22 protein-coding genes are annotated in these 24,177 nt (G+C 73.9%); 12 read left to right on the plus strand and 10 right to left on the minus strand.

Translation table 11 applies throughout. The features are described 5' to 3' along the window. The first annotated feature begins 22 nt into the window (after window positions 1-22). Window positions 23-745, plus strand: a complete 723-nt coding sequence (locus AMIR_RS01350; protein WP_012782896.1) for a Fic family protein — start codon at window positions 23-25, stop codon at window positions 743-745. On the opposite strand, the gene kynU is transcribed toward AMIR_RS01350, so the two are convergent. Continuing rightward, entirely contained in the window at window positions 742-1,863 is a 1,122-nt protein-coding gene (gene kynU / locus AMIR_RS01355; protein ID WP_012782897.1) for a kynureninase, read from the minus strand. The two genes, AMIR_RS01350 and kynU, sit on opposite strands and share 4 nt — an antisense overlap. Then, on the minus strand, window positions 1,860-2,681 hold the full coding sequence (locus AMIR_RS01360) for a tryptophan 2,3-dioxygenase (RefSeq protein WP_012782898.1): 822 nt from the start codon (window positions 2,679-2,681) through the stop codon (window positions 1,860-1,862). Before AMIR_RS01360 ends, kynU begins: the two co-directional genes overlap by 4 nt. Window positions 2,682-2,787: 106 nt before the next feature. Between AMIR_RS01360 and AMIR_RS01365 the strand changes: the two genes are divergently transcribed. Continuing rightward, on the plus strand, window positions 2,788-3,237 hold the full coding sequence (locus AMIR_RS01365) for an Lrp/AsnC family transcriptional regulator (protein WP_012782899.1): 450 nt from the start codon (window positions 2,788-2,790) through the stop codon (window positions 3,235-3,237). On the opposite strand, the gene AMIR_RS01370 is transcribed toward AMIR_RS01365, so the two are convergent. The 3 genes from AMIR_RS01370 to AMIR_RS01380 form a co-directional block, all read right to left on the minus strand. Then, window positions 3,206-4,132, minus strand: coding sequence for an N-acetylmuramic acid 6-phosphate etherase (locus AMIR_RS01370; RefSeq protein ID WP_012782900.1), 927 nt, complete (start codon window positions 4,130-4,132; stop codon window positions 3,206-3,208). The genes AMIR_RS01365 and AMIR_RS01370 overlap by 32 nt on opposite strands. Next, window positions 4,129-5,043, minus strand: coding sequence for a MurR/RpiR family transcriptional regulator (locus AMIR_RS01375; protein WP_012782901.1), 915 nt, complete (start codon window positions 5,041-5,043; stop codon window positions 4,129-4,131). Before AMIR_RS01375 ends, AMIR_RS01370 begins: the two co-directional genes overlap by 4 nt. A gap of 110 nt (window positions 5,044-5,153) precedes the next feature. Beyond that, the gene (locus AMIR_RS01380; protein WP_143761032.1) at window positions 5,154-6,866 is read right to left on the minus strand and encodes a serine hydrolase domain-containing protein; all 1,713 of its coding nucleotides are present in this window, start codon (window positions 6,864-6,866) and stop codon (window positions 5,154-5,156) included. A gap of 274 nt (window positions 6,867-7,140) precedes the next feature. On the opposite strand from AMIR_RS01380, the gene AMIR_RS39880 reads away from it, so the two are divergent. Next, complete coding sequence (locus AMIR_RS39880; protein WP_187313473.1) at window positions 7,141-7,329, plus strand: hypothetical protein; 189 nt, start codon at window positions 7,141-7,143, stop codon at window positions 7,327-7,329. On the opposite strand, the gene AMIR_RS01390 is transcribed toward AMIR_RS39880, so the two are convergent. From AMIR_RS01390 to AMIR_RS01405, 4 genes are all read right to left on the minus strand, one after another. Next, a complete protein-coding gene (locus AMIR_RS01390) occupies window positions 7,320-8,651 on the minus strand; it encodes an exo-beta-N-acetylmuramidase NamZ family protein (RefSeq protein WP_012782903.1) in 1,332 nt (443 codons plus the stop codon). The two genes, AMIR_RS39880 and AMIR_RS01390, sit on opposite strands and share 10 nt — an antisense overlap. A gap of 54 nt (window positions 8,652-8,705) precedes the next feature. Further along, a complete protein-coding gene (locus AMIR_RS01395) occupies window positions 8,706-8,915 on the minus strand; it encodes a hypothetical protein (RefSeq protein ID WP_041836512.1) in 210 nt (69 codons plus the stop codon). Between the two features lie 210 nt (window positions 8,916-9,125). After that, entirely contained in the window at window positions 9,126-10,868 is a 1,743-nt protein-coding gene (locus AMIR_RS01400; protein WP_012782905.1) for a glycoside hydrolase family 3 protein, read from the minus strand. A gap of 584 nt (window positions 10,869-11,452) precedes the next feature. Next, window positions 11,453-12,265, minus strand: coding sequence for an HAD-IB family hydrolase (locus AMIR_RS01405; protein WP_012782906.1), 813 nt, complete (start codon window positions 12,263-12,265; stop codon window positions 11,453-11,455). Between the two features lie 459 nt (window positions 12,266-12,724). Between AMIR_RS01405 and ssd the strand changes: the two genes are divergently transcribed. From ssd to AMIR_RS01440, 8 genes are all read left to right on the plus strand, one after another. Beyond that, window positions 12,725-13,786, plus strand: a complete 1,062-nt coding sequence (gene ssd / locus AMIR_RS01410) for a septum site-determining protein Ssd (protein ID WP_240438785.1) — start codon at window positions 12,725-12,727, stop codon at window positions 13,784-13,786. Between the two features lie 305 nt (window positions 13,787-14,091). Next, window positions 14,092-15,210, plus strand: a complete 1,119-nt coding sequence (locus tag AMIR_RS01415; protein ID WP_012782908.1) for a TadA family conjugal transfer-associated ATPase — start codon at window positions 14,092-14,094, stop codon at window positions 15,208-15,210. A 139-nt stretch (window positions 15,211-15,349) separates the two neighbouring features. After that, window positions 15,350-16,105 (plus strand): type II secretion system F family protein, encoded by a 756-nt coding sequence (locus AMIR_RS01420; protein WP_012782909.1) that lies wholly within the window; start codon window positions 15,350-15,352, stop codon window positions 16,103-16,105. Beyond that, window positions 16,102-16,659, plus strand: a complete 558-nt coding sequence (locus tag AMIR_RS01425; RefSeq protein ID WP_012782910.1) for a type II secretion system F family protein — start codon at window positions 16,102-16,104, stop codon at window positions 16,657-16,659. Before AMIR_RS01420 ends, AMIR_RS01425 begins: the two co-directional genes overlap by 4 nt. A 21-nt stretch (window positions 16,660-16,680) precedes the next feature. After that, entirely contained in the window at window positions 16,681-16,836 is a 156-nt protein-coding gene (locus AMIR_RS36625) for a DUF4244 domain-containing protein (RefSeq protein ID WP_012782911.1), read from the plus strand. Then, a complete protein-coding gene (locus AMIR_RS01430) occupies window positions 16,833-17,249 on the plus strand; it encodes a TadE family type IV pilus minor pilin (protein WP_012782912.1) in 417 nt (138 codons plus the stop codon). Before AMIR_RS36625 ends, AMIR_RS01430 begins: the two co-directional genes overlap by 4 nt. A 126-nt stretch (window positions 17,250-17,375) precedes the next feature. After that, the gene (locus tag AMIR_RS01435) at window positions 17,376-17,705 is read left to right on the plus strand and encodes an Rv3654c family TadE-like protein (protein ID WP_012782913.1); all 330 of its coding nucleotides are present in this window, start codon (window positions 17,376-17,378) and stop codon (window positions 17,703-17,705) included. Window positions 17,706-18,075: 370 nt separating this feature from the next. Next, window positions 18,076-18,681, plus strand: coding sequence for a bifunctional DNA primase/polymerase (locus tag AMIR_RS01440; RefSeq protein WP_012782914.1), 606 nt, complete (start codon window positions 18,076-18,078; stop codon window positions 18,679-18,681). Between the two features lie 365 nt (window positions 18,682-19,046). Here AMIR_RS01440 and AMIR_RS01445 read toward each other — a convergent pair whose 3' ends face one another. Further along, complete coding sequence (locus tag AMIR_RS01445; protein WP_012782915.1) at window positions 19,047-21,470, minus strand: DEAD/DEAH box helicase; 2,424 nt, start codon at window positions 21,468-21,470, stop codon at window positions 19,047-19,049. Window positions 21,471-21,705: 235 nt separating this feature from the next. On the opposite strand from AMIR_RS01445, the gene AMIR_RS01450 reads away from it, so the two are divergent. Further along, the gene (locus AMIR_RS01450; protein WP_012782916.1) at window positions 21,706-24,066 is read left to right on the plus strand and encodes a sodium-translocating pyrophosphatase; all 2,361 of its coding nucleotides are present in this window, start codon (window positions 21,706-21,708) and stop codon (window positions 24,064-24,066) included. Window positions 24,067-24,177: the final 111 nt, after the last annotated feature.

The raw sequence follows: 24,177 nt of genomic DNA on the forward strand, positions 1-24,177 counted from the left end.
ACCGGCGGGTACCGTACCCGGCGTGACCGATCCGCTCGCACCGCTGCTGGACCTGCCCGGCGTCGCCGACGCGGTCGCCTCCGCCCGCGACGCCGTGTTCCGGGTGCACCGGCACCGCGTCAACCTGCGCGGCTGGGCCACCACGGCGGCCGAGGCCTCGGTGCGCGCGGCCAGGGCGTCCGCCGCGCTCGACGGCGGCCCCACCACGATCCCCGAGGACGGCGAGGTCACCGACCCCGTGCTCGCGGGCGCGCTGCGCGTCGCCGAGTCGCTGGGCGTGGTGTTCCCGACCTGGCAGCGCGCCCCGCTCCAGGCGCTGGCCAAGCTGCACGTCCTCGCCGCCGCCGACCTGGGGACCGAGCTGGGCAGGCCCCGGCTGGTGCCCGGCGTCGCCGAGCGGCTCGACCTGCTCGCGGGCCTGGTCACCGGCGGCACGTCCGCCCCCGGCCCGCTCGTGGTGGCCGTGGTGCACGGCGAGCTGATGGCCCTGACCCCGTTCGACACCGCCAACGGCGTGGTCGCCCGCGCGGCGTCCCGGCTGGCCTCCATCGCGACCGGGCTCGACCCGAAGAGCCTGGGCGTGCCCGAGGTGTGGTGCCTGCGCAGGCGCTCCGAGTACGACGCGGCACTGCACGGGTTCTCCACCGGCGAGCCCGAGGGCGTGGCGCGGTGGATCACGTTCAGCTGCGCGGCGCTGGAAGCGGGCGCCCGCGAGGCCCAGGGCATCGCGGACGCCGCCGCCTAGAGCAGCTCTTCCAGGGCCTTCGCGGCGCGCTCCGCCTCGTCGAACGTGTTGTACAGCGGCGCGAAGCCGAACCGCAGCACGTCCGGCGGCCGGTGGTCGCCGATCACCCCGCCCGCGATCAGCTCGGCCATCAGCCGCGCCGCCTCCGGGTGCCGCAGCGACACCTGGTGGCCGCGCCGCCCGTCGGCGGGCGTGATCACCTCGATGCCCGGCAGGTCCCGCACCAGCTCCATGAACCGCGCCGTCAGCGCCAGCCCCTTGGCCCGCACGTCCGCCAGCTCCACCCCGTCCCACACGTCCAGCGCGGCGTCCAGGGCCAGCATCGACAGGATGTCCGGCGTGCCCGCCCGCGCCCGCCCGATCCCGGCGTCCGGGGTGTACTCGGCGGCCATCGCGAACGGCTCCCGGTGCCCGGTCCAGCCGGTCAGCGGCTGCCGGAACCCCGGCTGCGCCGCGCTCGGCACGTACAGGAACGCGGGCGAGCCGGGGCCGCCGTTGAGGAACTTGTAGGTGCAGCCCACCGCCAGGTCCACGCCCAGCGCGTCCAGCTCGATCGGCAGCACGCCGACGCTGTGGCACAGGTCCCAGACGACCTTCGCGCCCACCTCGTGCGCCCGCTCGGTCAGCCCGGCCATGTCCAGCAGCCGCCCGGTCCGGTAGTCGACGTGGTTGAGCAGCACCACCGCCGTGCGCTCGTCCAGCCGCAGGTCGTCCGGGTCGGCCGGGCGCAGCGACAGCCCGGTCAGCTCGGCCGCCGACCCGGCGATGTAGCCGTCGGTCGGGAACGTGCCCGCGTCCACCACGATCTCGGACCGGTCGGTGCCGCGCACCGCCCCCACCAGCGCCTTGAACAGGTTCACGCTGGTCGAGTCGCCCACCACGACCTGCCCCGGCGCGGCCCCCACGAGCCGCCCGATCCGGTCGCCGACCCGCTGCGGGGCCTCCCACCAGCCCTCCGACCAGGAGCGGATCAGCCTGCGCCCCCACTGCCTGCGGACCACGTCGTCCAGCCGCTCGGCCACCGCCCTCGGCGGCGCGCCCAGCGAGTTGCCGTCCAGGTACACCACGTCGTCGGCCAGGTCGAACAGCTCCCTGACGTGGGCGAGCGGGTCGGTCACACGTAGCTCCTCGCGGTCCACAGCTCCGGGAACACGGCCCGGCGCACGCGCTTCTCCAACCACGCCACGCCCGCCGACCCGCCGGTCCCCACCTTGGACCCCATCGAGCGCCGCGTCGCGAGCAGGTGGTCGTGCCGCCAGCGGGAGAACTCCTCGGCCACGTCGGTCAGCGCCTCGCCCAGCTCCAGCAGGTCCCTCGGACCCTCCCGGTAGACGTGCGCCCACACCGCCTCGACCCGCTCGTCCGGCGCGTACGCCTCGGCGAAGTCGCGCTTGAGCAGCTCGTCCGGCACGTCCAGCCCCCGCCGGTGCAGCGCCGCGAGCACGTCGTCGTACAGGCTCGGCTCGCTCAGCAGCGCCTCCAGCGCGTCGTGCTGCGCGGGCGCCGAGCGGTGCGGCACCAGCATCGACCGGGACTTCTCGCCCAGCAGGAACTCCACCTCGCGGTAGCGGCCGGACTGGAAGCCCGAGCCCTCGCCGAGCGCGTCCCGGAACGAGTTGAACTCGCCCGGCGTCATCCGGGCGATCGGCCGCCACGCCGCGTTCAGCGCCTGCATGTGCAGCTCGCTGCGGCGCAGCGTGCGCACCGCCGCGGTCACGTCGTCCGCCCGCAGCTCCTTCTGCGCCTGCCGCCACTCGAAGCACAGCAGGCCGAAGTACAGCTCCATCACCTGGGTCGTCACCAGGAACGACATCTCGCGCGGGTCGTCGGACGCCTGCCGCTGCAACGTGTGCAGGACGGAGGCGCGCACGTAGTCCTCGTACGGCGTGGTCCCGCCGAAGTCCAGCTTCGGGGCGACCGGGCACACCTGTTCCATGCGTCAATGATGGAGCGGCTTTCCGCTCACCGGAATGGGCGTCGACCGGCCCTCGCCGGGTTTCTTCTCAGGTTCGGAAAGCGTTCGGCGCGCTAGCTTGTCGTTCGTGAGAACGGACCTCGACGCGGTCGACTGGGCGCTGGTCGACGCCCTCCAGGCCGATGCCCGGCTGTCCTACAACGAGCTGGCCCGCAAGGTCGGCGTGTCCCCGCCGACGGTGGCGCAACGGGTGCGCAGGCTGGAGAACGCGGGCGTGATCACCGGCTACCGCGCGGTGGTCGACCCCACGGCGGTCGGCCGCTCGGTGATCGCCCTGGTGCGGATGAAGTGCTACGGGCCCCGGTGCATCACCGTGCACCCCGAGCTGCTCGACGACTGCCCCGAGGTGGTGGAGGTGGTGCGGCTGACCGGGGACATCTGCTCGGTGGTCAAGGTCGTCACGACCTCGGTCAGCGAGCTGGAGCGGCTGCTCGTGCGCCTGGGCGGGCACGGGGAGACGTCCAGCGCGATGGTGCTGTCGACGCCTATCCCGTGGCGCCCGCTGACAGCCGGGTGAGCGCCTGCCGCACGTGCCCGCCGGTCGCGGTCAGCGCCTCGGCCGCGTCCGGCGCGGGCGAGCCGGACAGCAGGTGCACCAGCGCGACCTTGAGGTCGTCGCCCGCCGCGGTGAGCGCGTCGGTGCACTCCCGCTCGTCCAGGCCGGTCGCCTCGCTCAGGATGCGCACGGTCCGGCCGCGCAGCTTCGCGTTCGTGGCCCGCACCGACACCATCAGGTTCGAGTAGGTGCGGCCCATCCGCACCATCACGGCCGTGGAGAACGCGGTCAGCACCAGCTTCTGCGAGCTGCCCGCCTTCATCCTGGTCGAGCCGGCGATCGCCTCCGGACCGGTGTCCACGGTGATCAGCACGTCCACCGGGACGGGCGGCGCGCTCGGGTTGTTCGACACCAGCGCGGTGCGGGCGCCCAGCTCGTGGGCGGCGGCCAGCGCGCCGAGCACGAACGGGGTGCGGCCGGACGCGGTCACCCCGAGCACGAGGTCGCCCGGTTCGGCGTGCGCGCGGATGCGCTCGGCACCCGTGGCGGCCTGGTCCTCGGCGTTCTCCACCGCCCGCACCAGCGCCTCCGCGCCACCCGCGTGGTGGGCGACGAACCAGTCCGGCGGGGTGTTGAACGTGGGCGGCAGCTCGGCCGCGTCCAGCGTGGCGAGCCTGCCGGACGTGCCCGCGCCCACGTAGTGCACCCGGCCGCCGCCGCGCAGCGCGGCCACCGCGAGATCGGCCGCGCGGGCCAGCTCGGGCAGCACGGCGGCGACCGCGTCCGGGACGCCCCGGTCCTCGGAGTTGATCATCCGCAGGACGTCCAGGGTGGACATCCGGTCGATCTCCCCGGTGCGCGGGTTGCGCGCCTCGGTCGGGGACTCCACCCGCACCACGTCGCCCCGCGCGGTCATCTCCCGGCCTCCCGCCGCCGCCTGCCGTCCGGGCGGGCGCCCAGCCGGTGTCCCGCGACCGCGTCGTAGGTCGCCTCCAGCGCGCTCGTCGCGCTCTCCACGTGGTGCTGCGCGACCCCGATGAACAGGCAGTCGACCACGGTCAGCTGGGCGATGCGGCTGGCCATCGCGCCCGAGCGGAACGTGGTCTCGCGGGCCGCCGTGGTCAGCACGTGGTCGGCGACCTCGCTGATGGGGGAGCGCGGGAAGTTCGTCAGCGCCACCGTGGTCGCGCCGCGCTCGCGCGCCACCCGCAGCGCCTCGACCGTCTCGGTGGTGGAGCCGGTGTGCGAGATGCCCACGGCCACGTCCGCGCCGGTCAGCACGGCGGCCGAGGTGAGCGCGATGTGCGTGTCGTTCCAGGCGAAGCAGGTGCGGCCGATGCGGTGCAGCTTCTGCTGGAGGTCGAAGGCGACGAACGCGCTGGCGCCGAAGCCGTAGACGTCGACCCGGCCCGCCCGCGCCACCGCGTCCACCACGGCCTGCAGGGTGTCCACGTTCAGCTGCTCGGCGGTCTCCTCCACGGCGCGGGCGTCGGCGAACGCGACCTTGCCGACCACCTGCCGCAGGTCGTCGCCGGGGCCGATGTCGCCGCCGAGGTCCCGGTCGGTGCGGGCGGCGGTGCGCGCGGTGTCGGCGGCCAGCGCGATCCGCAGCTCCGGGTAGCCGCCGACGCCGATCGCCTTGCAGAACCGCGTCACGGTGGTCTCGCTGGTGCCCGCGGACTCGGCCACCTCGGTGATGCTGCGGTGCGCCACGGTCGCCGGGTTGTCCAGCACGACCTTGGCCACCCGCTGCTCCGCCCTGGCGAGGCCGGGGAGCAGGGAGCGGATCTTCACGAGTGGACTGGCGTCGGTGTTCTCGGTGGACACGTGGGAAACTTACTAACCGCATCACGGCCGGTCAACGCAAGTTGCGGGTAACCGCCCTGATCGATAAGAGCCGTTCACCCCCCTTTGTCGGCGGGAAGCCGTTTCCGTTACTAACGGTCCACGGCGCGCCACCCGGAGGCGGTCACCTCGCCCGTTCCGCGCTCGCCGTCCAGCAGCACCCGGCGGCCCGCGACCACCTCGATCGCGTCCACGTACCCGCCCCGCGCGCCGTTCGCGCCCACGCCCGAGCGCACCCACCGCGCGGCCGTGCCGGTCATCGGCAGCTCGACCCGCTCCCAGGTGCGCGTCCCGGCCCCGGTGAGCACCCGCAGGTCCCGCCAGCCCGAGCCGTCGAACTCCTGCACGGCGACCGACTCGCCCGCGTCCAGGTCGGTGAACGCGCTGAACCGCAGCACCTTCGGCCCGTCGGGCAGGGGTTTGGTGGTCAGCGTCCCGCCGGGGTCGCCGCGCCACGCCGACCGCCCGCGCACCGGCCCGACCGCCAGCGCCTCGGCCAGCCCGGACGCCACCGCTCGGCGGGCCGGGTTGATCGACCCCCGGTCGCGGCTCGGGTGCACCCGGTTGGTGAGCAGCAGCGCGATCGACCGGGACGCCGGGTCCAGCACCATCGTGGTGCCGGTGAACCCGGTGTGGCCCGCCGTGCGCGGGGCGGACAGGGCGCCCATGTACCAGCGGGTGTCCAGCTCGAACCCGAGGCCGTGCGAGTTGCCGGGGAACTCGGGCGTCAGGTTGGTGAGCATCCCGGTCACCGATTCCTCGCTGAGGATGCGCTTGCCCCGGTAAGCCCCGCCGTTCAGGATCGCCTGACCGAGCACGGCCAGCTCCCGAGCCGTGGAGAACACCCCCGCGTGCCCGGCGACGCCGCCCAGCGACCAGGCGTTCTCGTCGTGCACCGAGCCCCGGACGATCCCGCGAGGCGGGGAGGTCTGGAACTCGGTGGCGGCGATCCGACCGAGCTTCTCGGGCGGGGGGTTGTAGCCGGTGTCGACCAGCCCCAGCGGCTCGGTGATCGTCTCGCGCACCAAGGCGTCCAGCGGCATCCCGGACACCCGCTCGACCAGCACGCCCAGCGTGATGAGGTTCAGATCCGAGTACAGGTAACCCGTGCCGGGTGCGCGGGCAGGCGCGACGTCCATGACCGCCTTGATCCGCGAGTCCCGATCCGGCCACCCCGACCACAACGGCAACCACGCGGCCAGCCCGGAGGTGTGCGTGAGCAACTGCCGGACCGTGATGTCCCCCTTGCCTGCCACCCCGAACTCCGGCAAGTACTCGGCAACCGGCCGCTCAATCCCGACCCGCCCCAGCTCCGCCTGCCGAACCACCACGATCGAGGTGAACAACTTCGAGATCGAGGCCAAGTCGAAGATCGTGTCCAGCGCCGTGGGAACCCGCTCACCCACAGGCAGTTCGCTGACCCCGTCCGCGTACCTGACCGCCCACCCAACGGCCTCGTGCCCAACAACCACCCCGTCGTGCGCCATCAGCGTGACCGCACCGGGAAACAACGGAGCAGCCCCAACGGTGTACCCCCGCACCACCCCCAACGCCCGCTCAACAGGAACCGGATCCACCCCGACCCGCTCAGGAGCCCCAGCCCGCAACACCGTCCCCACCGGCGCGAACCCCGCCCACGGCTGGTCGAACCGGGCACGCGGAACAGTCTCGGCACTCACCGGCGCCAGGGTGCCCAACAGCAACGCGGTCGCGCCCAGCAGGGCAGACAGCCGCAGCCCGATCGTGCCCAACGAACCGGCCCGCCGCGCCGCGCTCCCGCCCAGCAAGCCGCGCAACCGCGCCATACCCGCGCCCGGCCAACCAAGCGGACGCAGCACGACTGCGGTCGACGACCCGCCGCGCCGCGCCGCGCTCCCGCCCAGCAAGCCGCGCAACCACACCACGACCACGCCCAACCGGTCAGGCAGGCGCAGCACGGTGGTGCTCAGCCGGTCAGGCAGGCGCGTGATGCTTCCGCCCAGCCGGACGAACGCTTGTGGCACGCTCTTGCCCAGCCCGGCAAGCAGGCGCGTGATGCTTGCGCCCAGTCGGGCGGGTAGGCGCAATACAGCGGTGCCGGTGCCGGTGCCGGTGCCGGTGCCGGTGCTCGTGCCCGTGCCGGTGCTCGTGCTCGTGCCCGTGTTGGTGGTGGCAGTGCTGGTGCTGGTGCTGGTATCGGCATCGGTGGTTCTCAGCCGTGCCGCCGGGTGTGGTGCGGCCGTTGCCGGGCGGGTGGGCAGGCGCATCGCGGGTCCCCTCTACCGGTAGCGCAGGTGGCGGCGGCGCCTCGTGCGGAACGTGGACAGCTCGGCCGACCAGGCGCCCACGACCTCGTCGGCGCCCGCGCCCGCGCCGACCATGCGGCGCAGCCGGTCCGAGCCGCTCAGCTTGTCGATCCAGTTGTCCGGCCGCCAGGCGAAGACGGCCGGGTAGCGGGAGCGGGCCACCACGATCATCTCCACGGCGGTGCGGATCGCGTCGAACCTGCCCGGATCGGTCACCTGCAGCGCGACCCCGGAGCACGCGGTGTTCGCGAACTTGCCGAACCACGGCGTGAAGTGCGCCTCCCGGAACCGCACCCCCGGCAAGCCGCGCGCGTTCAGGTCCTCGGCCCAGCGCCAGTCCAGCCCCGGCGCGCCGATCGTCTCGAACGGCCGGGTCGTGCCCCGCCCCTCCGAGAAGACCAGCCCCTCGAACAGGCAGGTGCCGGGGTAGACGAGCGCGGTGTCGCGGGTCGGCACGTTCGGGCTCGGCGGCACCCACGGCAGCCCGGTGTCCAGCCGCGACCTGCGCCACCCCCGCACCTCGACCACCCGCAGGTCCACCACCGCACCACCGTCCGACGGCAGGAACTCGGCGTTGAAGAACCCGGCCAGCTCGCCCACCGTCATCCCGTGCTGCTGCACGATCGGCTTGCGCCCCACCCCGGTCGCGTAAGCGGGATCGAGCTGCGGCCCGTGCGCCTCCCCGCCCACCGGGTTGGGCCGGTCGAGCACGGTGAACCGCGCGCCGACGCGGGCCGCTGCCTGCATCGCCGTGTACATGGACCAGATGTAGGTGTAGAACCGGGCGCCGATGTCGGCGATGTCGAACACCACGTGCTCGACCCCCGCCTTGGTGAGCAGCCCGGCGAGCTTCGTGGCGTCCGCCCCGTACGCGTCGTACACCGGGATGTTCGTGCGCGGGTCCAGGTAGTCCCCCTCGGAACCACCCGCCTGAGCCGTGCCCCGAAACCCGTGCTCGGGCCCGAACACCGCCACCGGCGACACACCCGCCGCGACCATCGAGTCCACGACGTGCGTCTGGTCGACCAGGACACCGGTCGGATTGGTCAACACCCCAACCCGCCGCCCAGCCAGCTCCCGCCACCCCCGCCCGGCTAACTGCTCCGCCCCGGTCCGCACCACCGCGTTCTGGTCGGTGCCGCCTTGGCCAACGTCCTCCGGCCCCACACCACCGGGCCCAAAACCACCCGCACCGCCGGCCCCCGCACCACCCGGTTCCGCGCCCGCCCCACTCGACGCGGCCCCACCGAACACCGCCGTGCCCACCCCGACCGCCCCGGCGGCCAGGAAGCGCCTCCGCTCCACGAGTCCCCCCTCAGCTCACCGCCCGGACCCCGCTCACCAGCCCCACCAACCCGTTCACCAACACCACCGGCCTCTGCTCACCGGCCTCGCCAGCTCACTCACCGGCACCACCGGTCGCACCAGCCTGTTCACCAGCGCCACCGGCCTCGCCAGCTCACTCACCAGCACCACCGGTCCCGCCAGCCCGCTCACCAGCGCCACCGGCCTCGCCAGCTCACTCACCGGCGCCACCGGTCCCGCCAGCCCGCTCACCAGCACCAGCACCAGTCCCCGACTACCGGTCGCACCAGCCTGTTCACCAGCGCTACCGGTCTCCGCTCACCGGTCCCGCGAGCCCGCTCACCAGCGCTATCGATCTCCGTTCACGGTCCCGTTGTCACCAGCCCGTTCCAGCGCCACCGGTCTCCGTTCACCGATCGCGCCAGCCCGCTCACCAGCGCCACCGGCCTCCGATCACCAGTCCTGCCAGCCCACTCACCAGCTCAACCCGTGCCCTAACGGATAAGCCACCGGCCCCGGCACGTCCACCGGGAGCCGCCCGACCGGCCGGACCTCCCCGCTCAGCACCCGAGCCACCGACTCCATCGCCACCGCCCCGTACGAGTAGGTCGCGAGCCACGCCTGCGCGTTCGAGTGCGCCACGTCGTACGGGTTCTGCACCGCCACCGCCACCACCGGTTTCCCGCTCGCCACCAGCCGGTCCACCAGCGCGCGCTGCGCGGGCTGCCTGGACAGCGCGTTGGTCAGCACCACCACCGCGCCCACCCCGCCCGCCGCGGACACCGCCCCGGCGATCTGCTGCTCGTTCGGCGCCGACCCGGTCACCACGACCTGGGGCGTCGCCCCGCGCGCCCGGAGCCGCTCGGCCAGCGCCGCCGTCGTCGTCTCACCCCAGCCCGTCACCAGCACCGACCCTGACACCCGCCCGGCCCGCACCACGCCCGCGTCGTCCCGCACCACCGTTACCGCCCGGTCCGCGACCTCCTGCGCCTGCGCGAGCCGGTCCGGCGTGCCCACCACCGGGTTCGGCGGCACCGGCCACACCGGCAGCGCGCCACGCAGGAACTTCATCCGCAGCACCCGCAGCACGCTCTGGTCGATCCGCCGCTCCGACAGCTCGCCCGCGCGCACCGCCGCCACCACGGCGTCGATCGCCTCGCCCAGCTTCACCGGCATCAGCAGCTGGTCGACCCCGGCCTTGAGCGCCAGCACCGGGATCTCCGCGTCGGTGTGCAGCTGCCGCACGCCCGCCATCGCCAGCGAGTCGGTGATCACCACGCCGTCGTAGCCCAACTCCTCGCGCAGCAGCCCGGTCACCACCGGCTTGGACAGCGTCGCCGGCTCCCCCGACGGGTCGATCGCGGGCATCCGGATGTGCGCGGTCATGATCGAGTCGACGCCCGCCGCGATCGCCGCGCGGAACGGCTTCGCGTCCACCTCCCGCCACTGCTCCACCGTGCGGTCCACGGTCGGCAGGCTGGTGTGGCTGTCGTCGGCCGTGTCGCCGTGGCCGGGGAAGTGCTTGGCCGCCGCCGACACCGCCGTCCGCGACAGGTGCCGCTGCTGGTAGCCGCGCACCTGCGCCGCCACCATCGTGGCCGCCAGGTCCGGGTCCGAGGAGAACGACCGCACCCCGATCACCGGGTTCGCCGGGTTGGAGTTCACGTCCGCGTCCGGCGCGAAGTTCTGCGTGATGCCCAGCGCCCGCAGCTCGCGCGCGGTCACCGACGCCGCCCGCTCGGCCGCCCGCTCGTCCCGGCCCGCGCCCAGCGCCATGCTGCCGGGGAACTGGGTCAGCGGCGGCCCGATCCTGGTCACGATGCCCATCTCCTGGTCGGTGGAGATGGTCAGCGGGACGCGCGAGGCCTGCTGCAGGCCGTTGGACAGCGCGGCGATCTGCGCGGGCGTGTCGATGTTGTCGTAGCTGGAGTTGTTGAAGTAGATGACGCCGCCGGGACGGTACCTGGTCACCACCTGGGCCGGGGTGTCGACGCCGAAGTCCCGCAGGTTGCCGGGGTGGACCTCGTCGGCGGACTGCCCGTGCACGTAGGTGACGAACAGCTGGCCGACCTTTTCCTCCAGCGACATGCCGCGCACCAGCGAGGTCACCGACTGCGGCGCCGGCGGCTCGGGTCGCGCGGCGTGCGCGCTCGGGAGGGCTGCGGTCGACGACGCGACCACGGCCGCGGTCAGGAGGGTGCGGCTGAGGCGGTGCACGGTGGCCTCCCCACTTCGGAAATCTCCCACGTCCTGGTCACCTGTCCCGGAAGTTACCCACGTCACGGAGGTGGGTCAACGAATGGCGTTGCGTGACCATCGTCCGGTGGCGGACCGGTTGTTCGGGAGCCCCCTGGGGTCGCCACGTTCGGGTGAACTTCGCGCTGGGCCATCCGCTGGGCCATCCGCAGGGCCGTCCGCAGAACCGCCACCGGGTCGTCCCGAAGCGCAAAAAAGCGGGACCCCGTGCTCCAGCACGGGGTCCCGCTCAACGGCGCGGGCTGTCGAGTTACCAAGCGTGCAACTCGTGTCGTATCACCCTGGTCCTCGGCGTCCGGCGTCCCGGTACGCAGGCCCTAGACGACAAGCCTCCCGCGGCGTGCTGCGCGTGGGTGCTCGAAGTCCGCGCACGGAGCTCTGCCGGGGTGAGCAGGGCTTCTCTTCCGCCCCACCCCTGGCCGACCCGAGGTCCGCACTTCCTTTCTAGTGCGTGTCGGCCGTCACATCAAGGGCTCGATGGGGTGCACCGCTCCAGTCGCGGAGCGTGTCCGATCGACTTCGCCGCCGCCGTGGGGTAGTGCGGATCAGCTCCGCCGCCTCCGGCGCAGCCCGTACCAGGCGGCGCCCGCGGCGACCGTCGCGCCCAGCCCGATCGCGGTCACCGCCACCGCCGCGCCGGACGGCCGGGAGATGCGCGCCCGCAGCGACACCGGGTCCGTGAACGCCAGCACCGGCCACCCCCGCTGGGTCGCGGCCTTGCGCAGCCCCCGGTCCGGGTTGACCGCCGTCGGGTGCCCGACCGCCTCCAGCAGCGGCAGGTCGCTCACCGAGTCCGAGTAGGCGTGGCAGCGCTCCAGGTCGTAGCCGCGCTCCGCGGCGAGCTGCTTGACCATGACGGCCTTGTTCTCGCCCGCGCAGTAGAAGTCCACCTCGCCGGAGTACCGGCCGGAGGACGTCACCATCCGGGTGCCCACGCTCAGGTCGGCGCCGACCATCTGGGCGATGGGGGACACCAGCTCCTCGCCGGACGCGGACACCACGACCACGTCGTGCCCCTGCGCCTTGTGGTCGGAGATGAGCTGCGTCGCCTCCTTGTAGACGAGCGGGTCGACGATGTCGTGCAGCGTCTCCTCCACGATCGAGCGGACCTGCTCCACGTCCCAGCCGGAGCAGAGCGCGGTGATGTGGGAGCGCATCCGGTCCATCTGGTCGTCGTCGGCGCCCGCGAGCATGAAGACGAACTGCGCGTAGGCGCTCTTGAGCACCGCCCGGCGGTTGATCAGGCCCTCCTGGAAGAAGGGCCTGCTGAACGCGAGGGTGCTCGACTTGGCGATGACGGTCTTGTCCAGGTCGAAGAACGCGGCGACTCGGGTGCCCTCGGCGGCTGGATCGGTCACGGGGACCAGCTTAGGGGTGGTCGCCCGCCGCCGAATGGAGGCGGCTGTTCGGCGTTTTACGAACCGAGTGTGGTGCGGTCTCCCGAAATTTCTGCGTCCCTCTATCGGAAGACACGCATGACTGACGTCTGTGGGGATACAGTAGAGCGGTCCGGCTCGACCGGACAGGTTCAGTCCGACCCCCCGGGACTGAACCAATGACGACCCCCGTCCCTCCCCCCTGGCGGGGGTCGTCCCATGTCCGGGGTCAGGTGGCCGCCTCCGCGAACCTGATCTCCTCCCGGTTCTCCCGCACTTCTCGGGCCTTCCGCCGCGCGCGCTCGCGCGCCCACGTCGCGGTACACCCCGGCGGCTTCTCCCGCACCTGAGCGACGCGAGTTGTCCACAGGCTCTCCGGTTGTCCACATGGTGATCATGCGCCCGTTGTGTCCTCGCTCACCGGGGACGACCGTTCTCCACGTGGGCTTCGACGAGAGCGGGGAGCGGGACGTGGGGCGATCTGTGGTCCTGGTGGACGGGGCCGAGCTGCTGGACGAGGTGCTGCGGCTGGCGGCCGTCGCCGAGTGCGAGCTGGAGCGGGTGGTGGACGTGACCGCCCTGCGCGGCCGGTGGCACGACGCGCCGGTGGTGCTGCTGGACGAGCGCGCGGTGGTGGCGTGCGCGGAGGCGGGGCTGCCGCGCAGACCGGGGGTCCTGCTGGTGTCGACCGGCCCGCCGGGCGAGCTGACCTGGCCCAGGGCGGTCGAGCTGGGCGTGGAGCGGGCGGTGTCGGCGGACGCCGGGCTGGTGGCGCTGCTGCGCGACGCGACCGAGGTGGCGCCGGAGGCCGGGCGGGTGCTGGCCGTGCTCGGCGGCCGGGGCGGTGCGGGCGCGTCGGTGCTCGCGGCGGCCGTGGCCAGGGCCGTCGCCGCCTCGGGCGGTCCGTCGCTGCTGGTCGACTGCGACCCGCTGGGCGGTGGCCTCGACCTCGCGCTGGGCGCCGAGACCAGCGCGGGGATGCGCTGGTCCGACCTCGACCTGTCCGGCCGGGTCCCGGCCGCCGCGCTGCGCCAGGTGCTGCCCGCGTGCGGCGGGGTGCGGGTGCTGTCCTGCGGCCGGGACGGCGAGGGGCCGGGCGCGGGCGCGGTGGCGTCCGTGGTCGAGGCGGGCCGCAGGTCGGGGCAGGTGGTGGTGTGCGACCTGCCCCGCCAGCGGACCCCGGCGGCGGACGCGGCCCTGGACCGCGCCGATCTGGCCGTGCTGGTGGTGCCCGCCGAGGTGCGGGCCTGCGCGGCGGCCAGGGGCGTGGCCCGCAGGCTGGCCGAGCGGGGCGCGCGCACCCGAGCGCTCGTGCGGGTGCGGGCCTCCGGCGGGTTGAGCGCCCAGGAGGTGGCCGCCGCCGTGGGCGTGCCGCTGCTGACCCGGATGCGCGGTCAGCGCCAACTGGCCTCGGCACTGGACCGGGGCCGCTTCCCGACGTCGACCCGAGGCCCGCTCGCGAAGGCGGCGACCACGGTCCTGGAGGTGCTCCGTGCGGGCTGATCACGCTCTCGACCGGGTGAGGCCGCTGTTCATCCGGGTGGAGATCCTGCACCGCTGCCGCCCGGTCACGTCGCCAGTCCGGCGAGGGCCCGGACGGCGTTGTCCCGCAGGCGTCGGCTCGCCACACCATTCCGGGGTGTGCCGTCGTGCTGGAGCGGCGGCGCGCGTGCTTCCCGCACCGGGTGAATGCGCCGCGTTCCCGGCCACGCGCCCTGATTCCTTCACCGGTTGGATTCCGCGATCGGTGCGCGGATTCCTCGAACGGGTGGTTTTTCCGCCCGCGCTTCGCGACCGGGGAGGCCGTCGTGGGCGCTGATCTGGTGGAGCGGGTCCGGCGCAGGCTCGCCGAGGGCCGCGCCGAGCTCACCCCGTCGGCGGTCGCGGCGGCGGTGCGCGGTGAGGCGGGCGGGGTGCTCGGCGACGAGGAGGTCCTGCGCGCCATGTCCGAGCTGGGCCGCGAGTTCGCGGGCGCGGGCCTCCTCGAACCGCTGCTGCGCGCGCCCGGAACGACGGACGTGCTGGTCACCGCCCCGGACCAGGTGTGGGTCGACGGCGAGGACGGCCTGCGCCGCGCCGACGTGGTGTTCCCCGACGAGCGGGCGGTCCGCAGGCTCGCCCAGCGGCTGGCCGTGGCGGCGGGCAGGCGCTTGGACGAGGCGGTGCCGCACGTGGACGGCTGGTTGCCCGGCGCGGTCCGCCTGCACGCCGTGCTGCCGCCGATCACCCGGAACACCTGCCTGTCCCTGCGCGTCCTGCGCCCGGCGACGCACGACCTGGCGGAGCTGCGGGCCAGGGGCGCGTTCAGCGCGGAGGTGGCCGAGGCGCTGCGCGCCCTGGTCCGCTCCCGCACCGCGTTCCTGGTGGTGGGCGGGACGGGGTCGGGCAAGACCACCCTGCTGGCCGCGCTGCTCGGCTGCGTCCCGCACGACCAGCGGGTGGTGTGCGTGGAGGACGCGGGCGAGCTGGAACCCGACCACCCGCAGGTGGTCCGCCTGGTGGCGCGGGCGGCGAACGTGGAGGGCGCGGGCGAGGTGACCGTCCGGGACCTGGTCCGCCAGGCGCTGCGGATGCGCCCGGACCGCATCGTGGTCGGCGAGGTGCGCGGAGCCGAGGTCTGCGACCTGCTCAGCGCGCTGAACACCGGCCACGAGGGCGGCGCGGGCACCCTGCACGCGAACTCCCCGGCCGAGGTCCCGGCCCGCCTGGAAGCCCTGGCCGCGCTCGGCGGCCTGGACCGGGTGGCGCTGCACAGCCAGGTGCTGGCGGCGCTCCGGGCCGTCCTGCACGTCCGCAGGACCCCGGAGGGCCGTCGCCTGGTGGAGATCGGCGTGTTCGAGCGCGCGGCGGGCGACCTCCGCGTGGTCCCGGTCTGGCGCCACGACACCGGCTGGCGGAACCGCGCGCTGCTGGAGTCGAGCCGATGACCGGGGAGGAGCCCGCCACACCTCACTTCCACGCGACCGCAGCCGTCCTGCGCTCCGCAGCCCGCCGTTCCGCGCCGCTGGTTCGGTGCGGTGCTCCGCTGCTGCGCGGCGCCCCGGTCCGACGTTCGCGGGTGTCGACATGAGCCTGCTGCTGTTCGCGGCGGCCGTGCTGCTCCTGCCGTCCACCGCCCGAGGACGCCTGGAAGCCTTGCGCGGCAAGCGGAAACCCCGCGTCACCTTCCGCCCGACCACACCGCTGGTCGTGGGCGCGGGCGCGCTGCTGGGCCTGCTCCTGGGCCCGGCGGGTGCGGTGTCGGGCGCGGTGCTGGCCGCTGTCCTGTGGCGCGCGCACCGCGTCCGAGCCGCTCACCGGGCTGACCTGCTGGCGGCCGACGCGCTGGCGGAGGGCCTGCGCTCGTTCACCACCGAACTGCGCACCGGCGCCCACCCGGCGGGTGCGGCGCTGGCGGCGGCCCGGGACGCGGCGGAGCCCGCGGCGACCGTGCTGACCGCGATAGCGACGTCCACCTCCAGGGGAGGCGACGTGGTGTCCGCGCTGGCGGGCACCCCGGCCGCCCGCCTGGCCAGGGCGTGGCGCCTCGCGGACCACCACGGCGTGCCGCTGGCCGAGGTGCTCGACACCGCCCGCGCGGACCTGGAGCGCAGGACCGCCTTCACCCGGACCGTCCACGCCCGGATGGCCGGTCCGAGGACGAGCGCCGCGGTGCTGGCCGCGCTGCCGGTGCTCGGGGTCCTGCTGGGGCAGCTGTCCGGCACGTCCCCGCTGTCGATCCTGCGCGACACCCTGCCGGGACAAGCGCTCCTGCTGGTGGGCGTGCTGCTCCTGGTGGTGGGTCTGCGCTGGAGCGCCGGTCTGACCGGGAGCGCCGCATGAGCTTCCTGCTGCTGGCGCTGGCCGTGCTGATCCTGCCGGGCGGGCGCTCCCCGTGCGCCCGCCTGCGCCCACCCGTCCAGCCGATCGCGAAACCCCGGCGTGCCAAGCGATCCCCACCGGATCCGCTGGCGCTGGCCGAGACCTGGGACCTGTTCGCGGCGGCGCTGCGCTCGGGTCTCCCGGTGCCGAGCGCGCTGCACGCCGTCCTGCCGGGAACCCCGCCGGGTCCGGCGGAGCGCCTCGGGCAGGTCCGCGACCTGCTGGCACTGGGCGCGGACCCGGCGACGGCCTGGGACCCGGCCCTGGACCACCCGGCCACCGCGCCGCTCGCCAGGTCGGCGAGGAGAACCGCCCGTTCGGGTGCGGCGCTGGCTGACCAGGTGGCCGACCTGGCGGCGCGGCTCCGGGCGAGCGCCGCCGACGACGCGGAGAGCAGGGCCCAGCGGGCGGCGGTCCTGGTGGCCGGCCCGCTGTCCCTGTGCTTCCTGCCCGCGTTCCTGTGCCTGGGGGTGGCGCCGGTCCTGATCGGCATCGCCTCCGGATTGAACCGCTGACCGTCCACAATGGAGGATGAAGTGCTGGATGACCGAGGTGTGGCCACGCTGGAGTACGCCTTCTGCGCCCTGTGCGCGGCGGCTTTCGCGGGCGTCCTGTACGTCGTGATCTCCCAGGGCTGGGCCGCGAACGCCCTGAAGACGATCCTGGACCGAGCACTGGCGGGGGCGACATGAGAACCCGCCTGAACCGGGTGGCCCTGGACGACCGGGGCTCGGTGACCGTCGAGCTGGCGCTGACGATGCTCACCGCGCTCCTGGTGCTGGCCTGCTGCGCGGAGGGCGTGCTGACCGTGGTCGACCACCTGCGCTGCACCGACGCCGCGCGGGAAGCCGCCCGCCTCATCGCCAGGGGGGACCCGGAGTCCGAGGCGCGGGCAGCGGTCGGTCGCATCGCCCCGAAGAACGCGACGTTGACCGTGACCAGGGGGCCCGACGCGGCGACCGTGGAGGTGGCCGTGTCGTGGATCAAGGCTCGCGCTTACGCGGTCTTGGAGACCGCGGACGTGGGAGCGGCCAACTGGTCGCCGGGCGCCTACGCGCCAACGGATGACCACGACCCACCGGACGGCATCCCGCCGGATGGCTAGCGCTGATCGACACGCGCCTCCCGGCGGTGGCCCCCAAAGGGGCGGCCACCGCCGGAGTGCCGGAGTGCCGGGAGGGGCAAACGTTTTCCTCTTGTCCGCGAACGATCCGTTGAGGGGTGAGTGCGAATGCGTCTTGGGGACCGGGGGTCGGCCTCGGTGCTGGGCGCGGTGCTGGTGGTGGTGCTGGTGTCGTTGGCCGTGCTCGGCGTGCAGTTCGGTGCGGCGGTCGTGGTGCGACACCGGGTGGTCGCGGCTGCTGATCTCGCTGCGCTTGCCGCAGCCGGGCGGTTGCTGGAGGGGGACGGCGTGGCTTGTGGGTGGGCTGAGCGGGTTGTTCGGGAGATGGGGGCGGTGCTGGAGCGGTGTTCGGTGCGTGAGTGGGAGGTGGCTGTTTCGGTGTCCGGGCCCGCCAACCTGTTCGGCACGCCCGTCGGGCGCGCCCGAGCTGGGCCCTGACCGTGACCGGGATGGGGGTGGTCGGGCCTCGCTCGTGCCTTGTCCGCCTTGGTGCGGATTCGTTGTGCTGGTCGCCTGCTGCACCGTTCTCGTGGTCACTTCTCGGGTCTTGGCGCGACGAGCGGTCGTCTCGCCACGGTGAGCGGGTTCACAGTTTCGGGATTCGGGGGTTTGCGCGGGGGTGGTGGGGGTGTGCGGCGTTCAGCGCGGCGAAGTCGGTCTTGGCGCTCGCCGTGCCCGAGCGACCAGTTGTCGACTCGCGGGTTACCGAGGGGGTGGGTCGTGCCGTTAGTTCAAGTGGCGGCACCGGACGGTGTCGCGTCACACCGCCCCGACGCAGAGTCGCGGTTTTCGAGGAGGCGAACCCAAGATGGAGTGGTCGGAGAGCTGGCGCGGAGCGTTCCGCATCGAGCTGCGCGCGGAGGCGGTCAACCTCGCGTGGCACGGCTGGCCGGTGCTCCCCGGTACCTACCCCTCGGGTGACGGCTGGCTCGGGCGCGACCAGGTCGAGGCGAGCGGGCCCGTTCCGGTGCACGCCGACTGGCGCGAGCGGATCGGCACGCTGCCCGAGCAGGTCGCCACCTGGTGGACCGGCGGGTCCTACACGATCCTGCTCGCCACCGGGCACGGCGTGGACGCCGTCGAGGTGAACGCCGAGCTGGGCAAGCGGGCCGCCGTCGCGCTGCGCACCGCCGGTGCTCCCGCGCCGATCGTGGCCACTCCGGACGGGCGGTGGATGTTCCTGGTGCGGTCCGGCGGTGTGGTCCGGGAGGACCTCGCCGCGCGCGGCGTCGTCCACCGGACGCGCGGCGAGCACATCACGCTCCCGCCCTCGCCCGCGCGGCACGGGGTCGTGCACTGGCGGGTCAAGCCGCAGGTGTGCGGGTGGCAGCTCCCCGAGCCCGGCACCGTGCTCGACGCCATCGGCTCCGCCCTGGCCGTGCGCCACGACGGGCTCGTCGCTCTCGAGTCCTGAGGGGCGACGGGAACCGGGTCCTGATGGCTGGCCGGGAACTGAGCCCGGCTGCCGCGGGGAACGGGAACGGGATCAGGGACGCGACCTGGCTGGGCCGCCGGAGGCGGTCCGCGCCACCACTGACGCGGCACCGAGGGGACCGGTACCCCCGAGGTGCTCGCGCCGTCGCCGGGGGAGCCCGGCGGCGGTGAAGCAGGAGAACCGCAGCACGGTTGCGCCAGTGCCATGGCGTCGCCAGCACCACTGGCCAGACCAGCGCCACCCGCAGGACCAGTTTCACCCGCAGGAAGCACACCCACCCGCATGGCCAGTTCCACCCGTGAGGTCGGCTCCACCCGCTACGCCAGTGCCATGGCGTCGGCGGTTCAACGCGCAGTGCCGGCTTCACCTGCCAGACCAGAACCAGATCCACCAGCTCCAGAACCACCAGCTCCACCAGAACCACCCAGCCGGTCGGGCTGGGCGTCGGAGGGTGGGTTCTCCACCGCTCTGAGGACGACGTCCAGCACGGCCGCGCCACCTGCCTTGTCCAGCGGATCGTTGCCGTTGCCGCACTTCGGCGACTGCACGCAGGACGGGCACCCCGCAGGGCACGCGCACGAGGAGATGGCCTCCCGCGCCGCGGCCAACCACGGGACCACCGCGGCGAAACCGCGGTCGGCGAATCCGGCTCCACCCGGATGACCGTCGTGCACGAACACCGTCGCCTCCCCGGTGTCCTGGTGCAGCGCGGTCGACACCCCGCCGATGTCCCACCGGTCGCAGGTCGCGAAGAGCGGTAGCAGGCCGATCGCCGCGTGCTCGGCGGCGTGCAGCGCGCCGGGGACGGTCGCCGGAGCCAGACCGGCGCCTCCCGGCGCGCTGCCCAGCAACGAATCGTCCACCGCGTACCAGACCGCCCGCGTGCGCAGCACCTGCGCGGGCAGGTCCAGCGGCACCTGGTCGACCACCTGGCCGGACGGCAGCTTCCGCAGGTACGACACCACCTGCGAGGTCACCTCCACCTCGCCCAGGCACACCCGCACGCCGGCGAACCGCCGCTCCTGCTCGACCCGCACCACCACGATGTCCTTGGTGTCCCGCGCCGTCGTGCTCCAGTCCGGGCGCTCCGCACGCACCAGCGCGATCCCGGCCTCCAGGTCCAGCGAGTCCACCACGTACGACTCGCCCTGGTGCAGGTACACCGCGCCCTCGTGCACCGTCCAGTGCGCCGCCGCCGGGTCGACCGTGCCGAGCACCCGCCCGGTGTCGCCCTCCACGACCACGACCTGCTCGCCGCCCGACCCCCGGATGTCCACCTGCCCCTGCGGGCGCTCCCGCGCCGTCCAGTACCAGCCGCCGTTGGGCCGCCGCCGCAGCACCCGGTCCGCGACCAGCCCGTCCACCACCTCGCGCGCGCCCTCCCCGAACCCCGCCAGGCACTCCTCGGTCAGCGGCAGCTCCGCCGCCGCGCACGCCAGGTGCGGGGCCAGCACGTACGGGTTCGACGGGTCCAGCACGGTCGCCTCCACCGGCCGCCGCAGCACCGCCTCCGGGTGGTGCGCCAGGTACGTGTCCAGCGGGTCGTCCCGCGCCACGAACACCACCAGCGAGTCCCCGCCCGACCGGCCCGCGCGCCCCGCCTGCTGCCAGAACGACGCCAGCGTGCCGGGGAACCCGGCCACCACCACCGCGTCCAGCCCGGCGATGTCCACGCCCAGCTCCAGCGCGTTCGTCGTCGCCACCCCGAGCAGGTCCCCGCTCGCCAGCGCCCTCTCCAGCGCCCGCCGCTCCTCCGGCAGGTACCCGCCCCGGTACGCGGCGACCCGCCCCGGCAGCTCGGGGTCCACCTCGGCCAGCACCCGCCGCGCGCCCATCGCGGTCAGCTCCGCCCCGACCCGCGACCGCACGAACGCCAGCGACCGCGCCCCCTCGACCACCAGGTCCGCCAGGATGCGCGCCGTCTCCGCGCCCGCCGACCGCCGCACCGGCGCGCCGTTCTCACCCTCCAGCTCGGACAGCAGCGGCGGCTCCCACAGCGCCACCACCCGCCCCGCGCGCGGCGACCCGTCCTCCACCACCGCCGCGCACGGCTTCCCCACCAGCCGCTCCGCGGACGCCGCGGGCTCGGCCACGGTCGCCGACGCCAGCACGAACACCGGGTCCGCCCCGTACCGCCGCGCCACCCGCCGCAACCGCCGCAGCAGCAGCGCCACGTGCGAGCCGAACACGCCCCGGTACGCGTGGCACTCGTCCACCACCACGTACGCGAGCCCGCGGAAGAACCGGATCCACCGCGCGTGGTTCGGCAGCACGCCCCGGTGCAGCATGTCCGGGTTGCTGAACACCCAGTTCGCGTGCGCCCGCACCCAGTCCCGCTCGTCCATCGCGGTGTCCCCGTCGAACGAGGCCGCCCGCACGCCCGGAACCGCCAGCTCCTCCACCGCGCGGATCTGGTCCGCCCCCAGCGCCTTCGTCGGCGACAGGTACAGAGCAGTTGCCCGCCCCTCCGCCACGAGCGCGCTCAGCACCGGCAGCTGGTAGGCCAGCGACTTGCCCGACGCGGTGCCGGTCGCCACCACCACGTCCCGCCCCGACCACGCCAGCTCCGCCGCCTGCGCCTGGTGCGACCACGGCGCGGGCACACCCCGCTCCACCAGCGCGGACACCACCTCGGGGGCCGCCCAGGACGGCCACGGGACCTCCCGCGCGTCCTGGCCGGGCAGCTCCTCGGCGTGCGTCAGCGGGGCCTCGCCGAGCGGAACCCCGGCGAGCACCCGGTCCAGCAGTCGACGTCCCTGGTTCGCCACAGGCGGCAGCTAAGCACACCGGTCCACGATCACGGCGGCTTCCTGCGTTGATAACGGTGCGTGCACGGATTGAGACGCACTGTCGCCCCCGGCCCGGAGGTGAATAGACTCCGCCGCTATCGCATCCAATGAGGGATGGATCACGTCGCGTCGGGACAGACCGGGTGTAGGCGGCCCGTGCCGAAGCGGTCGTCGAGGCACCTTCGTTGGGCTCATCACTCAACCAGGAGGACGGATGTCCCGGCAATTCCTCGCGGAGGGCATAGAGCTCTCCGGAGGTGATCGCGGCCTCGTGGCCGCGGTCGCCGTGGTCGCCCTGGCCGCTCTCGTAGTCGGAGCTGTCCTGCTCAAGGAGGTGCTGGCCGCGGGCCAGGGCACCGCCAAGATGCAGGACATCGCCAAGGCGGTCCAGGAAGGCGCTTCTGCCTACCTCAACCGGCAGTTCCGGACCCTCGGCATCTTCGTCGTCGTGGTCTTCGCCCTGCTGTTCCTGCTCCCGGCCGAGGACACCGGCGAGCGGATCGGCAGGTCGCTGTTCTTCATCGTGGGCGCCGTGTTCTCGGCGACCATCGGCTACCTGGGCATGTGGCTGTCCACGCGCGCGAACGTGCGCGTGGCGGCGGCGGCCCAGGCCGGTCAGAGCGGGCGCGAGAAGGCCATGCGGGTGGCGTTCCGCACCGGCGGCGTGGTCGGCATGTTCACCGTCGGCCTCGGCCTGTTCGGCGCCGCGGTCGTCGTGCTGGTCTACGCGGGCCAGGCCCCGAGGGTCCTGGAGGGCTTCGGGTTCGGCGCCGCGCTGCTGGCCATGTTCATGCGGGTCGGCGGCGGCATCTTCACCAAGGCCGCCGACGTCGGGGCCGACCTGGTCGGCAAGGTCGAGCAGAACATCCCGGAGGACGACCCGCGCAACGCCGCCACCATCGCCGACAACGTCGGCGACAACGTGGGCGACTGCGCGGGCATGGCCGCCGACCTGTTCGAGTCCTACGCGGTCACCCTCGTCGCCTCGCTGATCCTCGGCACGGCGGCGTTCGGCTCGCAGGGTCTGCTGTTCCCGCTGATCGTGCCCGCCATCGGCGTGGTCACGGCGGTCATCGGCGTGTACATCACCGGCGCCCGGCCGGGTGAGAGCGGCCTGTCGGCGATCAACCGCTCGTTCTACATCTCGGCGGTCATCTCGGCGGTGCTGTGCACGGCCGCCGCGTTCGCGTTCCTGCCCGGCACGTTCGCCGAGCTGGGCGGCGTCAGCGCGGAGATCGCCGCCACCGAGGGCAACCCGGCCGTGATCGCCGCCGCCGCCGTCCTCATCGGCATCGTGCTCGCGGGCGTCATCCTGTGGCTGACGGGCTACTACACCGGCACCGAGCACAAGCCCGTCCAGGAGGTCGGCCGCACCTCGCTGACCGGCGCGGCCACCGTGATCCTGTCCGGCATCTCGCTCGGCTTCGAGTCCGCCGTGTACACCGCGCTGGTGATCGGCGGGGCCGTGTACGGCGCGTTCCTGCTGTCCGGCTCGGTGATCGTGGCGCTGTTCGCGGTCGCGCTCGCCGGCTGCGGCCTGCTGACCACGGTCGGCGTCATCGTCGCCATGGACACGTTCGGCCCGGTCTCCGACAACGCCCAGGGCATCGCCGAGATGTCCGGCGACGTCGACGGCGAGGGCGCTCAGGTCCTCACCGAGCTGGACGCGGTCGGCAACACCACCAAGGCCATCACCAAGGGCATCGCGATCGCCACTGCGGTGCTCGCCGCGGCTGCCCTGTTCGGGTCCTACAAGGACGCCATCGAGAAGGCGCTCGTCGAGGTCGGCGGCGTGTTCGAGGCGCAGGACTTCGTGGCGTTCACGCCCAACGTCCTGGTCGGACTGGTGATCGGCGCGGCCGTGGTGTTCATGTTCTCCGGCCTCGCGGTCAACGCGGTGACCCGCGCGGCGGGCGCCATCGTGTTCGAGGTGCGCCGCCAGTTCCGCGACAACCCCGGCATCATGGACGGCACCACCAAGCCCGAGTACGGCCGCGTCGTGGACATCTGCACCAGGGACTCGCTGCGCGAGCTGGCCACGCCCGGCCTGCTCGCGGTGATGGCCCCCATCGCGGTCGGCTTCGGCCTCGGTGTCGGGCCGCTCGCGGGCTACCTGGCGGGCGCGATCGCCACCGGCACGCTGATGGCGGTGTTCCTGGCCAACTCCGGTGGCGCCTGGGACAACGCCAAGAAGCTCGTCGAGGACGGCCACCACGGCGGCAAGGGCTCCGACGCGCACGCCGCCACGGTCATCGGCGACACCGTCGGCGACCCGTTCAAGGACACCGCCGGTCCCGCGATCAACCCGCTGATCAAGGTGATGAACCTGGTCTCGGTGCTGATCGCGCCCGCCGTCGTGACGTTCTCGGTCGGCGCGGACGCCTCGGCCCCCGTCCGCTACGGCATCGCGGTGTTCGCCGTCGGCGTCGTGGTCGCGGCGGTCGTGGTGTCCAAGCGGCGCGGCACGGTCATCGGCGACGAGCCCGCCGACCCGCCGTCGGGCTCGCCCAGCGTGCCCGCGCAGGCGACCGTCACCGACCCCGTCCAGGCGCGCGCCACCGGCGGCACCGCCTAGTCGGAGCCGCCAGGAAAGGCCCGATCGGCAGGGGGGAGCACCACCCCGTGGTGCTCCCCCTCGGGGGCGTTCGGTGGAATGGGGGCGAGCACCGACCACCCGCCTACCCAG

Origin of the sequence: Actinosynnema mirum DSM 43827, assembly GCF_000023245.1 — a bacterium.
Lineage (GTDB): Bacteria > Actinomycetota > Actinomycetes > Mycobacteriales > Pseudonocardiaceae > Actinosynnema > Actinosynnema mirum.

Coding starts and splice junctions, on each gene's coding strand:
- AMIR_RS01360 (WP_012782898.1), bottom strand. CDS start 2,681: ATGGAACAGGTGTGCCCGGTCGCCCCGAAGCTGGACTTCGGCGGGACC.
- AMIR_RS01370 (WP_012782900.1), bottom strand. CDS start 4,132: ATGACCGCGCGGGGCGACGTGGTGCGGGTGGAGTCCCCGACCGAGGCG.
- AMIR_RS01380 (WP_143761032.1), bottom strand. CDS start 6,866: ATGGCGCGGTTGCGCGGCTTGCTGGGCGGGAGCGCGGCGCGGCGGGCC.
- AMIR_RS01420 (WP_012782909.1), top strand. CDS start 15,350: ATGAGCCTGCTGCTGTTCGCGGCGGCCGTGCTGCTCCTGCCGTCCACC.
- AMIR_RS01425 (WP_012782910.1), top strand. CDS start 16,102: ATGAGCTTCCTGCTGCTGGCGCTGGCCGTGCTGATCCTGCCGGGCGGG.
- AMIR_RS01430 (WP_012782912.1), top strand. CDS start 16,833: ATGAGAACCCGCCTGAACCGGGTGGCCCTGGACGACCGGGGCTCGGTG.
- AMIR_RS01435 (WP_012782913.1), top strand. CDS start 17,376: ATGCGTCTTGGGGACCGGGGGTCGGCCTCGGTGCTGGGCGCGGTGCTG.
- AMIR_RS01440 (WP_012782914.1), top strand. CDS start 18,076: ATGGAGTGGTCGGAGAGCTGGCGCGGAGCGTTCCGCATCGAGCTGCGC.
- AMIR_RS01450 (WP_012782916.1), top strand. CDS start 21,706: ATGTCCCGGCAATTCCTCGCGGAGGGCATAGAGCTCTCCGGAGGTGAT.